The organism is Aeriscardovia aeriphila (genome assembly GCF_002259595.1).
In the GTDB taxonomy this organism is placed as follows: Bacteria; Actinomycetota; Actinomycetes; order Actinomycetales; family Bifidobacteriaceae; genus Aeriscardovia; species Aeriscardovia aeriphila.
In genome coordinates this window covers 889,747-902,315 of the sequence record NZ_MWWU01000002.1, presented here as the reverse complement: position 1 = coordinate 902,315, position 12,569 = coordinate 889,747, and the positions used below count along the sequence as shown (strand labels likewise).

General features: G+C 49.7%; 11 protein-coding genes. 6 read left to right on the top strand and 5 right to left on the bottom strand.

Annotation, left to right across the window (positions count from 1 at the left end; all coding sequences use genetic code 11):
• Positions 1-263: 263 nt before the first annotated feature.
• The 4 genes from AEAE_RS07075 to AEAE_RS04790 form a co-directional block, all read right to left on the bottom strand.
• Positions 264-434 carry a recombinase family protein gene (locus tag AEAE_RS07075; RefSeq protein ID WP_211277531.1) on the bottom strand — a complete coding sequence of 57 codons (171 nt, stop codon included), beginning with the start codon at positions 432-434 and terminating at the stop codon, positions 264-266.
• Positions 435-613: 179 nt separating this feature from the next.
• Positions 614-2,086: a hypothetical protein gene (locus tag AEAE_RS06830; protein WP_211277527.1), complete on the bottom strand. Its 1,473-nt coding sequence runs from the start codon at positions 2,084-2,086 to the stop codon at positions 614-616.
• Positions 2,083-2,898 (bottom strand): hypothetical protein, encoded by an 816-nt coding sequence (locus tag AEAE_RS06825; protein WP_211277526.1) that lies wholly within the window; start codon positions 2,896-2,898, stop codon positions 2,083-2,085. Before AEAE_RS06825 ends, AEAE_RS06830 begins: the two co-directional genes overlap by 4 nt.
• Positions 2,898-3,128, bottom strand: a complete 231-nt coding sequence (locus AEAE_RS04790; RefSeq protein WP_094689964.1) for a hypothetical protein — start codon at positions 3,126-3,128, stop codon at positions 2,898-2,900. Before AEAE_RS04790 ends, AEAE_RS06825 begins: the two co-directional genes overlap by 1 nt.
• A gap of 528 nt (positions 3,129-3,656) precedes the next feature.
• Here AEAE_RS04790 and msrB point away from each other — a divergent pair.
• Positions 3,657-4,613: a peptide-methionine (R)-S-oxide reductase MsrB gene (gene msrB, locus AEAE_RS04780; RefSeq protein ID WP_094689963.1), complete on the top strand. Its 957-nt coding sequence runs from the start codon at positions 3,657-3,659 to the stop codon at positions 4,611-4,613.
• 174 nt (positions 4,614-4,787) lie between these two features.
• Here the strand turns inward: msrB and rpiA are convergent, their stop codons facing one another.
• Positions 4,788-5,486 (bottom strand): ribose-5-phosphate isomerase RpiA, encoded by a 699-nt coding sequence (gene rpiA, locus AEAE_RS04775; RefSeq protein ID WP_094689962.1) that lies wholly within the window; start codon positions 5,484-5,486, stop codon positions 4,788-4,790.
• A 625-nt stretch (positions 5,487-6,111) separates the two neighbouring features.
• Between rpiA and AEAE_RS04765 the strand changes: the two genes are divergently transcribed.
• Genes AEAE_RS04765 through AEAE_RS04745 form a run of 5 tightly spaced genes read left to right on the top strand, consistent with a single transcriptional unit; the run spans position 6,112 to position 12,560 of the window.
• Positions 6,112-7,563, top strand: coding sequence for a sugar transferase (locus AEAE_RS04765; RefSeq protein WP_244569619.1), 1,452 nt, complete (start codon positions 6,112-6,114; stop codon positions 7,561-7,563).
• 5 nt (positions 7,564-7,568) lie between these two features.
• Positions 7,569-8,588, top strand: coding sequence for a dTDP-glucose 4,6-dehydratase (gene rfbB / locus AEAE_RS04760; protein ID WP_094690121.1), 1,020 nt, complete (start codon positions 7,569-7,571; stop codon positions 8,586-8,588).
• 59 nt (positions 8,589-8,647) lie between these two features.
• A complete protein-coding gene (locus AEAE_RS04755) occupies positions 8,648-9,463 on the top strand; it encodes a DUF4422 domain-containing protein (RefSeq protein ID WP_094689959.1) in 816 nt (271 codons plus the stop codon).
• 49 nt (positions 9,464-9,512) lie between these two features.
• Positions 9,513-10,622: a glycosyltransferase gene (locus AEAE_RS04750; protein WP_094689958.1), complete on the top strand. Its 1,110-nt coding sequence runs from the start codon at positions 9,513-9,515 to the stop codon at positions 10,620-10,622.
• A gap of 15 nt (positions 10,623-10,637) precedes the next feature.
• Entirely contained in the window at positions 10,638-12,560 is a 1,923-nt protein-coding gene (locus AEAE_RS04745; protein WP_094689957.1) for an HAD family hydrolase, read from the top strand.
• Positions 12,561-12,569 lie beyond the last annotated feature (9 nt).

The following is a 12,569-nucleotide window of genomic DNA, read 5'->3' as shown; positions in this document are numbered from 1 at the left end:
CAGCTTAATATGCAGGGGGAGGATAGCTCGCAGTAGCCAGCTCTTTCCTCAATAGCTAGCTGATATTTCTCACAGCTAAGCGTGAGCTTCAACCGAGGTTGCAGGTGCGAGTTCGCATCCTCAGTTTTTCGGCTTATAATCCTTTTACTTATTAGCTGTGAGTGCAATGAGGATCTCCAGCTATGCCGAACTGTTATCCTCTTGAACACGAGGACGTAGGCCGGGCGCTTGCTCGGCTGCGCTTTGATGATGTCATCCATCATCTAACGGAACTGTGGCCTGCCCTGCACGCTCTTTCCTGAAAAGCCGTCGTCAATGTACTCACCGAGCACACGCATGTTGTGATTTTCGGCGTATCTTGTTAGCTCGAAGCGCTGAGCGTCTATCGACTCGCCCTTCTCGACTTGTAGCTTGGTCGAAACGCGGTTGTACAGGACGTAAGAGAGTGGGCGGGTGGCATCTGGAGTCTTGGGATTTTTCGTGCCATAGGTTCACCATCCCCTCCCGTTTTCTGCTTCTAGGCTTTCACGTTATTTCCTTCTATATGATGAATTGCATAAATACGCATTTAATTATAAAGCCCGCCGCCCAAAAGAGCGACGGGCTTACTCGTTTATTTCAAGAACTCATACTCAAACAGTGTCGGCACGATTTCGGTGTTGTAATACTCCTTAACGAGCGTCTTCAGCGTTTGCAACGCCGAATGCACCTCGATGTTGTTCCAGACTGTCTTACCCTCGTCATCCTTATATGACGTGTCTATCTCTGCGAAAATCTGGTACACGCCGTAGGTCAGCCTCGGGTCGTATTCGTTAGTTTGCTTCACTGCGTCCATCAGCGTCTTCCACTGGTCGAGGATACGCTGCTCGGCAGGACCACAAACGAGATTCTTTAAATCCTGTGACGCGACAGTCGGACCGTTCGTCGTGTCCATACACAGCTCGTTGCGGTAAAAGCGACCATCGCTGCCCGTAAACGTCCGCATATGGTTCTGCATCTCCACACAGGTGAACAGCAGGCACTTGCGCAGCCACCGGTCGAGCTTGCCAGACGCCACGTCAGCGTTAAAGCGGTCAGCGCCATCGCCCGACTTCATGATGCGGGCACGCTCCGTCCACTCGCGATTGTAGTTGATGTAACGAGATGCACAGAACATAGGTAGCTTTTCGAGGTAGTTATCAATACGCAGGAAAAAACCGTTGCCGTTATAGATTCCCGCCGAAAGTAAGCATGAATGCAAATCCGGATTATCAAAGCCGGGGCCATCTGCAACCATGTATCCAAGCATGTTGCTGTTAAACAACGGCTTTATTCGTTGCTTCTGTCCCTCTACAAGCAGCCCATCATGCTTCAAAAGGACGCCATCTTCTGTATCGTCAGCAAATGTACGCTTATCGTAATACATGCGACTGTACATGGAGTGGACGCGTGCGATGCGCAGGTCACCGGCTAGCTGCAACGCACCATCATCGTCAATATCGTACCCCGGAAGCTCGAATGCATCGAGGTCGGCATCCTCGTTAGACCAGAGAGCGACCATTATGCACGCGTCGATATTCGTATGGAAATGACGACGGTTGCAACAGAAGCCGCCAAGCAGGCGCTTGTCAATGAGGTGCTGCACCTTCCAATACTTTACGGGCGAGTACGCCACGTAGCTATCGGTCGGCTGACGCAGATAATACTCGAACGCAGACCAGATAAACATGTTGCCCAAGTCATTGAGCGCCGTGCCCTTGACCTGCTTCTTCATCTCGGTGACGACGAAGCTGTTCTTCCAACCGGACGACTTCTTGCCCGCGCCCTTGCGCTGGTGCTCCATGCTCGTCGTCTCCGCATACGGCGGGTTCTCGAACAAGATAATCGTGCATTTCGGGTCATCGACGTACTGCTTGATAACAGGGTTGTTGACGTACTCCTCGCTCAGTGCATTCGCACCGCGCACTAAACCTGCGTTGAACGTGTCATCCGCCTCGATGGGAGGGATGATGTGACGCACCTTCGAACCGAGGATCTCCTGCATCACCTTGTACTCGTAGTATTCCACGGTGGAAAGGATGCAATGGGACAACTCCTCGTCCGTCAACCCTTCTCCAAATTACCCGTACCCGCGCAGCGGTCGATAATCACATAATCGTTACCCGCAGGAACACGCCCAATCGCCATGCGCAACAGCTCATGGGATTTCTCTGCGTAAGGCTCGGGCGTATAAAACGCGCCCAGATTCTTCTTCTGAAGCGTATCATTCAGCTTGTCCATCAGGTACTGGAACTTGACGTTCGACGTGCCCTTGTACGGATAGATATACTCAGCGAACACCGACGGGTTGCGAATCTCGCCAATCGTCTTGTGCTTGCCCGTATCATCACCGATGAAATCCTCTTTACGCGCATTCGGCACAGCCTTATAAAACGCCGTCGCCCAACCGACAATGCAGTTCTCGTCAATATGGATGCGGGTGAACTCCGTCTCCTTCAGGCGGTTAATCAAATGTGTCACGGCAAGCTGGTCCTGACCATACGCGTACTTCTCGTCGTATGCGCAACCAACAAACCCGGCATTCGACTTAGAGGCTCCGCCTACATATACCTTCTCGATGTCATCAAGATAATCAGCCGACTTATAGAGATATGCTTGCTCACCGTTCAAATCAACAATGATGATATTTGCGGGAACCGGTTTTCCTTTAATCCTCAGCGAAGAAAGATATTTCACGCACTGAGACAGCACGGCATTCAAATCGTTCACGCGCAGCTTGAACTCAAGCAGATTGCCGTTCAACACACCATCGTTATCGTCTGCGAGAATGTCATCCAAAGTGAGAGTCGGGTCAATGCGCGGCAGAAACGTCTTGTAAAACTCAATCTGCCCCTCGCGCTCAGTATCAAAGTCCGCCATTACTCGCTCACCTCCTTCTGATGCTCCTGCACCCACTCGTGAATGATTGCGGCAATCGTCGTCTCGCGCTCCGCAGCCATCATCTTGAGCGACTTCTTGTCGCTCACGGTGAGCGACAGCGAGAGCGTCGTGCGCTTCTCGTCCGCCGTCGTGTCGGCGACGACGGCCTCCTCTATCTTCTTCTGCTCGGCCTCGCGGTCGGCAGCGTATTTCTCGAACATATTCGCCATGGCCCCGGCCTCCCTTAATCATTTACACATTTGTATAAAAATACGCCTTAGAGACGTATTTGTCCAGATAGACAATGCCTCTGACCTGCGGTTATTCCTGCAGCAGCGCCGCGACGAGTGCTTCAAGCACATCGGCAAGGTGATGTACGAGAGCTGCCCCGAGCTGGGCGACATGAGCGTCGCCGACATGCGCAAGGCGGGGCGTTATCTGCACAAGTTCTTGACCAGGAAGGCGCCTTCGCAAGGTGTCGCTCCTACCCGGAACGGTGCGCCTGTCGCGTCCGATTCGGGTGGCACGTCCACCCCGGACGGACGCGAGCCTATGCCCGGGGCGGGCTATGGCTCAGGCAGAACAAGCAGCAGCAAGCATTGTCACGGTTATGGACGGCTTGCAAATCCAATCGTGAACTGTAAACGGTGAACTGAGAACTGTGAACGTGTTATCAGCAACCGCTCAGTTGAATGCGCTGACAATGAAATTCGCGAAAGAAAACTGACAGTGTGTTCATAAAGCGTTAGCGTAACCTCATGGCACAAACACAAACTATCTACTTTGCAGGAGGCTGCTTCTGGGGCCTCGAGCGCTACTATCAAAACGTTGACGGAGTCGTCAACACCACCGTCGGCTACGCGCAATCACTCGTCGACAACCCCAGCTACGAACAAGTATGCTCCGGTATCACAGACGCAGCAGAAACGGTGAAAATAGACTATGACCCTGAGAAAGTGAGCCTTCGCACCTTAAGCTTGCTCTTCCTCGACGTCATCGACCCCTTCTCCCTCAACAAGCAAGGAGGTGATGAAGGAAGGCAATATCGCACCGCCATGTTCCTCAGTGGCACAGAGCAGCAGCAAGCTGAACAGAAGAAAGTTTTCACCGCAGCCCTCGAGCAGCTTGTCGATCATGACCCGCGGCAGCCTGCCGTTCTTGTTGAGCCGTTGAGGAACTTCTTCGCCGCAGAAACGTATCATCAGGATTATCTCGTCAAGAACCCGACTGGCTACTGCCACATTTCTTTCTCCAGGATTGCCAACGTGAAGAAGCGGCAGAAATACATTGAAAAAGTGTGGGATTTGACTTTGGAGCAGTATGCGGTGACCCAAACTGCTGCAACAGAGAGGCCTTTTATCAACGAGTATGACGAGAATTTTGAACCAGGGATTTACGTCGACATCGTTTCTGGTAAGCCCTTGTTCAGCTCAACCGATAAGTTCGACTCAGGTTGTGGCTGGCCTGCGTTCTCCAAACCGATCTCGCCAGATCTGCTGACTGAGCACGCTGATTACCGCATTCCGGGCAGGCCTCGCACCGAGGTAAAGGCTGCTGATTCTGATTCTCATCTGGGCCATGTTTTCGATGATGGTCCGGCTGAGCTCGGCGGCTTGCGTTACTGCATCAATTCGGCGTCTTTGCGCTTTGTTCCGCGCGAGAAGATGGCTGAGGAGGGTTACGCTGATCTGTTGCCGCTCGTTGAGGGACAGTAAGGCGCGCTGGTCAGTAAAAGGGTGTTGGCCGGTAACTCACAGCGCTTGAGATTATCACTGCGGCTACGGTGAGCGCAGTGCATCAACAGCACTGTTAATCTACCGCGGGTATGCGAAGGGCCTGTACTGTCGAAGAGTACAGGCCCTTGTTTCGCACTGATAATCTTAAGAAATTTACTTGTTAGGATTGGTGAGAACGAGAGGTTCGCCTTCGTTGCCAACAATAACTTCGTCAACCATGTTGAGGAAGAGGCCGTGCTCTACGACGCCGACCGTGTTAATCAGGTCAGCAGCCAAAGCCTCAGGATTATCAATGCGCTCAAGGTGAAGGTCAACGACGTAATCGTTCTCATCAGTGAGAACTGGCTTGCCTTCCTTGTCCAAGCGAAGAACTGGCTTGTAGCCCTTGGCCTCAAACTGCTTGATGACGTGGCCCACGCCGAACGGAATGACCTCGACAGGAAGCGGGAACTTGCCAATAGTGTCGACCTGCTTAGAGTGGTCAACAATCCAGATATAGTGGCGAGAGTTAGTAGCCACAATCTTTTCCCACAGAAGGGCTGCGCCGCCACCCTTGATGCCGTTGAAGTTCTTGTCCACCTCGTCAGCGCCGTCGATGGTGAGGTCCATATGGTCAACGTCGTCAATGTCGACGATCTTGATGCCATAGCTTTCCGCCTGAGCGGTGGTACGGCGAGAAGTAGTGACACCAGTGAAGCGAAGGCCTTCTTCTTGCCAGCGCCTGCCGAGCTCATCGACGAGGTAACGAACGGTAGAGCCAGTGCCCAGGCCGACGACCATGCCATCCTTGACGTACTGAGCTGCTTTGATGCCAGCTTCCTTCTTCAGCTTGTTTTGTAGTTCTTGATCCATAATGCTCCTCACTCTTGCTTTTCCTTTTGAGAAAGTTGTACTGGTTTCATCCTAGCTGAAGGGATAACTGAGGAAGGGCGCTAGTGCAATGCATCGCAATGAAGCCGTATTTGTGAGCAGAAATAATACCATGTACGTGAGCTCCCGACATTCCGAAAAGTGAAGAAAATGAGAGGTATGTGGCATCGAGTCCTGTTTCCTCCCTACAATTTAGTCAGTCAGAGTAAGTGCCGTAGGGGAGGGTGTATTGTGGCTCGAGAGGTGCCAAACATGCAGATTCAGGCTCATATTCCCGTACCCATGCCACGAGCAGCTTACAGCGCGGAAGGCGTTGAAGGCGATGAGCCCACACAGACGATGCCACTCGCCATTGTCTCCGAGCAAGAATTGACGCGGGGGGGGGGTATCTCCAGCCGCACCTGCGCCGAGTAACTCGGATGAGATAACCGACACTTCTCAGCTTAGTGAATATCGTCCGACTGTTACCTCCTCCAGTTTCTTTGATGGAAGTTATTCGGAATCATACGAGGGAGAAAATAAGCCTCGCACAGCTATAATTCGGCATTCTCTCCTCAACGCTATTGTCAGCATTCCTCGTTGGCGCTGGTTCTATACGGTATCTCTGGTGCTTCTCGATGCAGCGATGATGTGCCTTGCTCTTGCGCTCTCCATTCTCTTTGCACTCGGGGTGTTCAACACCGAAAAGGGAAATAACCTATCTGCATATGTTACCTATGCTGTTGTTTTCGTTCTGACGTGGATACTCTCCCTTATCGTGGTGAGATCCTATGAACGTCATCTCATGGGTGAAGGCTATAACCTCTACGCGCGCATTATGACCGCCGGATGCATTGAATTTATTGTGCTGTGCACGTGTGGATATCTAGCGAAATACTATTTCTCACGCGGGATTCTCATTTCTGCCGTCGTCCTGGCAGTATTTTTCACTATGCTTGAGCGCTGGCAGATGCGTCGCTATCTTTACCGCAATCGTCGTCGCGGAGAGTTCGACTATGCAACGGTTCTTGTTGGTTCGCCTCAGGGTATGAGCAAAATGATCGACCAACTGACTTCCGGTAAAGGTCAAGCTTCGGGGTACAAGCCCATTGCTATCTGCCCGGTGATGATGTTCCCTGCTGCTGATGGCAAGCATCATTATCGTACCTATAGCTCTGAGGAACTGGTGCAGCTGAATCATGACAACCAGCTTGATAATCTGTTTGATTTCCCGCTGATTCCTTTCAACTCCCGCTTTGCCGAGAGGGCTCAGCTCCATGGTGCTCAGACTGTTCTGATCACTGATGTTCTCAACATCGACTCGGAAATGACTCGTGCCTTCTCTTTGGCTGTGGAAGCCCGCGAGCTGGAACTGGCCATGTCCGCCTCGGTGGCACATATTGCAGGCAGTAACATCATTCTGCGCCAGCAGTCAGTGATGCCTATTCTCTCGGCCTCACTGTCGCAGTATTCCCTCTCAACGCGCATTATTAAGCGCTTCATGGATATTGTAGGTTCGCTTCTTGCTCTCATTCCAACCTGCCTGCTCATCGCGATTTTTGGTATTGCGATCAAGCTTGAGGATGGCGGCCCTATTTTCTACGCTCAGGAGCGCGTTGGCTTGTATGGTCGGCCCTTCAAGATTTTCAAGCTGCGTTCTATGAAGGTGAACGCTGATAAGCTCGATGCGCAACTTGCTGCGCAGGAAGGTGTGGAGCTGGGTGCAACCTTCAAGGTGAAGGAAGACCCTCGTGTTACCAAGGTGGGCAAGTTCATCCGCAAGACGTCCATTGACGAGTTCCCTCAGTTCTTCAATGTTCTTAAGGGAGATATGTCGCTGGTTGGCCCGCGTCCTCAGCGTGACTACGAGGTGGCATCCTACAATTCTCTGTACTCTACTCGTTTGTTGGTCAAGCCAGGAATCACTGGCCCTTGGCAAATTGGAGGCCGCTCGAACCTTTCCCCAGAAGAAGCTGAAGTTCTTGACGTGAACTACGTTGAAAACTGGTCTGTTCTCACCGATGTGGCAATCTTGATAAAAACAGTGGGCGCTGTTTTCCATGGAGACGGAGCTTATTAATGGTGATGAACACAGGAGTTTTTGAGCCGCAGAATATTCTTGTGACCGGGGGAGCGGGCTTTATCGGCTCGAACTTCGTGCGTTATGTTGCGCAAGAACACCCGAGTACTCATGTCACGGTTCTTGACGCGCTAACCTATGCGGGTAACCGTGCGAACCTTGAGGGCCTTGTGCCTAGCCACGTAGAGTTCATCCACGGCAATATCTGTGATGCCGAGTTGCTGAACAAAGTTGTTCCCGGCCACGACTTGATAGTGCATTTTGCCGCGGAATCGCATAATGACCGCGCTATCGAGAACGCTCAGCCTTTCTTGGAAACTAACGTTGACGGCACGTATCAACTGCTGGTTGCAGCCCAGCGTTATGGTGTGCGTTTCCACCATATTTCTACCGATGAAGTTTTTGGCGACTTGCCGCTGAACTCAACGGAACTGTTCACTGAAAACTCGCCGTACAACCCGTCAAGTCCCTATGCTGCAACGAAGGCTGCTTCCGACCATTTGGTGCGCGCCTGGCACAGAACCTACGGCTTGTACACCACAATTTCCAACTGTTCGAATAATTACGGCCCCTATCAGCACGTGGAGAAGTTCATTCCTCGTCAAATCACGAATATTTTGCAAGGCCGAGCTCCTGAGCTGTATGGTAGTGGACTCAATATTCGCGATTGGATTCACGTTGACGACCATTCTCGCGCCATTTGGAGCATCGTGACTCGCGGTCGCTCAGGGCAGACTTACCTCATCGCAGCGAACGGGCAGACAAGTAACCGCGAAGTTCTTTCCCTGATTTGTGAAGCGATGGGTGTACGTGCAGACGCTGTTCATTTTGTCACTGACCGTCCTGGTCACGACCGCCGTTACGCCCTTGATGCCACCAAGATTACCACTGAGCTTCATTGGCACCCGCAGCACACTGATTTCGCGCGCGGAATTGAGCAAACTGTGCGCTGGTATGTTGATCACCGCTCGTGGTGGGAGCCTTACAAGGCTCAAACAGAAGAGCTCTATAACCACCGCGGATAATAACCCCGCAGATAGCGAAGACGTACTGTCCAAAGAATTGAGAAAGGAAGGAGAGAAAGATGGCAGAGGAGAAAGTTTCCAGGAAGCCGAGCGTTGTGGTGGCTGTTGCGACGCATAAGCCTTACCGCATGCCCTCCGACCCGCTCTATCTTCCTCTCCAGGTTGGTGCTGCTCTTCACCCCGAACTTTCCCTAGATTATCAGCGCGATGATTCAGGTGATAACATCTCCGATCGCAATGCGTATTATTCCGAGTTAACAGGCTTGTATTGGATGTGGAAGAACAACCATGCTGACTATAAAGGCTTGGTTCATTATCGCCGACATTTCGGTTCGCTGAAAAGGAGTCATAGCTCGGATCGTTTCGATCGCATCATCGGCCTTGAGGAAATGCGCGATATTCTCGCTTCTCACGATATTGTTGTAGCCAAGAAGCGTAACTATTATGTCGAAACGATTTATTCGCATTATGCTCATACTTTCCATCATGAGCAGTTCGACTTGTGCCGCGAAGTGCTGCAAGAACACTACCCTGAGTATGTTGCTGCGTGGGACGAAGAGATGAAGTCGACGAGCGCACACTTGTTCAACATGTTTGTGATGCGCGCCGACCTCTTCGATGAGTACTGCGAATGGATGTTCTCTGTGCTTGCTGCCATGGAAAAGCAGCTCGACCCAGCAAGTTATGACGATGCTTTCCAAGCTCGATACTTGGGCCGTGTCAGTGAGCGTCTGCTTGACCCCTGGCTGCAAACGCATGGCTACACTTACGCAGAGCTTCCTGTGGTGAGCCCTGAGCCGGTGAACTGGTGGAAGAAGGGGACTGGCTTCCTCCTGGCCAAGTTTGGCGTCAAGAAATACAACAAGAGCTTCTGATGAACCCTCAAATAAGAGAAGAGCATTAGAGCTGGAGGATGATACGGCTATGAAACGGATTCTTTTTTATTCTGAGGGTTGGGGCCTTGGCGGAATCGAAACTTTTATCATGAATACCATTCGTGAGCTGCCTCGTGATCAATTCCAATGTGATGTGTTTTGCACTCATGATTGGAGCGATGCTCATGATGAGGAACTTGCTTCGTTAGGAGCACACCGATACTGCGTTTTCCATGGGTTTAAGCCGAACCAGCTGAAGCGTTTAACGACCAGCCCTCGTGAGTTTCGTAAGCTACTTCGAAAGAATGCGTATGATGTAGTTCACATTTGCACGATGAATGGCATGGGATTCTTGTATTCAAATATCGCTCGGCAAGAGAATGTTCCTGTACGCATAGTTCATTCTCATAACAGTGATTTTGGAGAAGGACATAGAAGTATAAAGGCGATATTCCATCAAATAGGAAAAACCTTGTGGAAAAGAAGTGCGACGCAATTAGTCGCCTGTTCGTCGGATGCTGGACAATATTTATTTGACTCTTCGGCGTATATGCTTATCCCCAATGGAATATATCCCAACGAATACAAGTTCGATGAAACTATGCGTATCCAAGTTCGGGAGTTTCTGGGAATCCCAGAGAACGCACTGCTAATAGGTTCTGTCGGCAGAATTGCAGAAGCAAAACGACCATTTTTCCAAGTAGATATATTGGAAGAGCTGCGAGCAGCTGGTGTAAATGCGTATTTACTGTTAGTGGGAGATGGGCCTCTATTATCGTCAGTTCGCGAGTATTCTGCTAGAAAGAATCTCACAGAATATGTGCGATTTCCTGGGGCGAAAAGTAATCCCCAAGGCTATTACAGTGCCCTTGATGTTTTCACGATGCCAAGTAGTTTTGAAGGTTTTGGTCTTTCTCTAATTGAAGCCGCATCTTCTGGACTTTCGTGTCTGATAAGTGTTCATATTCCGATGCTCCCATATCCGCTTAAACAAGTGCGTTATGTGCCAAGTCAAAATGCAGCAGATTGGGCTTGCACTGTGCGGACATCAGCTTGTTTGATAAATAATCAAACCCGAGAAAATTCAGCTGAGGATGTTATGAAAGCTGGTTACTCCGTGGAAGCTATGGTACGCAAACTAATCAATGTGTATGAGTAAGTGATGTGAAGAACTATGAACAATCAACGGGTGCTTGAACGCTACATCGAGTTGTGCAGACGACATAAAGTCGCTTCTGTAGATATTTTTGGTACTCTCATTCAACGAGTTGTAGCTAATGATTCTGACCTCTATTCCCTCATTGGCAGAAGTCTCGAAAGAGAGGGATTTAACTTCTCCCAATACCATGGTTTTGAAGCTCTTCGTGAGAGTGCTCAGCGAGTCGCAGCATCTCAAGAAGAGAACGGTGAGGTTACTCTTGACGAAATCTATGCTCAGCTGGCGAAGATGACGCAATTCTCTGCCGAGGCAGTGAAACATTTTAAATCTAAGGAAGTTGAGTACCACTACAAGGTTACATATGCTGACACAGAAATGCTCAAGACTGTGAGAAAGTTAAAAGAACTTCACATTCCTGTGATCATCATTTCTGATATGTATCTACCTTCTTCTGTCCTCCAGAGAATGTTGACCTCTGTTGGGTATGGTGAATTTGATAGCATCTTTGTCTCATGTGAGATGCGGGCCAATAAACATAACGGTACTATCTTTTCCAAGGTTCTCGAACGGTTAAATATTAACCCAAGTGATGTGGTGCACATTGGTGATTCTCGTCGTGGCGACTTTCTTCAACCGCAGTTGCACGGGATAAAAGCACTTCACTACCGTTCATCAAGCGCACCAAATGCTACTGCATGGTTCTCACGCTTTGCTCAGCTGGGTCTGTCAACGCACCAATCTGGTACTGCTACTGCTTCGCTTGCTCGTCATTTTGGATATATCTATGCTGGTCCAGTTTTTGCTGCTATGATGCAGTGGCTTGAGCGTGAAATTGGGGAGAGAAAAATCTCAAAGATGTATTTCCTTTCCCGAGAGGGAAAGTTCCTTAAACAATGTTGGGATGAGTGGCATTCTCAATCTCTTCCCACTACTCATTACCTCCATGTCTCTCGCAAGAGTACACTTCTTCCACATTTGTATTCGCAACTTCAGGAAACCCAGAATGAAGACTTTGCAACCCTTGTTGAGTTCTCGCTAACAAACAAGCTGCTGACAGTCTCTCAATTATTGAAAGAGTTAGGTCTGACCTCGCCTCAGAGAAAGAAAATCTATGATGAGCATAGTCTGAGGGCAAATCAGATTATTTCGCGACCATTTCCTCTGAATATCCGATCTGTGATAGATGAAGTTGTGCCTATTCAGGCCCAGTCTCAGTATCAGCTGCTTGTCGATTATTTACACCAGGAACAGATGAGTTCAGGATCGGTTGCGCTTATTGATATTGGATGGAAAGGAACCATGCAAATTGCTCTCCAAAAGGTATTAACTAGCGCAGGAGAATCGCCTCATCTAGTTGGACTTTATGCAGGACTCTCGAAGGAATCGCCTCTAACTATTCAACAAGCTATAGGTTGTTTTTTTAGCGGGGAACATGCAGAGAAAAATGAAATTCTTCTGACAGGTTTTCGTGAGCTTTTTGAAACCTTATGCATGCCAGATGAAGGAACTACATTACTATATGCGAAAGCTGGGGGATCTGTCATACCAATACTCGATCAAAGTGAGACTCAAGCAGAGGCGCGTGTCACAATTGACGAGTATCAGCAAGGAATTCTGGAATTTATCAGGAGCTTTAGGAATAGTCCTTATCGTGATGAAGTTATTCCATCTGATGAAGCGTTCAAAGTGCTAGCACATGAGTTCTACAACCCTAGTTCACAACTGCTGCATTCGTTTGCTGACATTCGGACCTATGATCATGGGGAGATAACTCCAGTTGCAGAACATTATCCTCTGAGAATGTATCTCCATCCGCGTGTGCTATTAAAGACTTTCTTCGATAGTCCATGGCGAGTAGGCTGGATTGCCCTCAATACTCCTACACGCAACCCAGGTCGGGTTTATTTAAGATTACGCAAAATATTGAATAGACACTGATAAGAATAA